1 tRNA gene is annotated in these 372 nt (G+C 55.6%); it reads left to right on the plus strand.

Going from position 1 to position 372, the window contains the following annotated elements:
* Nucleotides 1-93: 93 nt before the first annotated feature.
* Nucleotides 94-169 (plus strand) — tRNA-Ala (locus ACT67G_RS10795).
* The last annotated feature ends 203 nt before the right edge of the window (nucleotides 170-372 follow it).

Here is a 372-nt window from a genome sequence, read left to right on the forward strand (position 1 = left end):
GGCTTTTCGCCGGAGGCACGACCGTCCTGCCCGGCGTTTTTTCGGCTTGACAATTCCTTGAAACAGAGGTATAATGCAAAGGTCAGTTGAGATGGGCTTGTAGCGCAGTTGGGAGCGCACCACATTCGCATTGTGGGGGTCGAGAGTTCGAATCTCTTCAAGTCCACCAAAAAACGAAGCGCACCCGGGAGGGTGTGCTTCATTTTTGCCTGGCTGGGGAGATTCGAACCATCCCATGCAACGGTCCGGTGGACCGTTGCCCATCGCCGGCTGGACGGCGATGGCTCCATAGTGTTTCGAATCTCTTCAAGTCCACCAAAAACGAAGCGCACCCGGGAGGGTGTGCTTCATTTTTGCCTGGCTGGGGAGATT

Source organism: Dysosmobacter sp., assembly GCF_052306735.1.
GTDB lineage: Bacteria > Bacillota > Clostridia > Oscillospirales > Oscillospiraceae > Oscillibacter.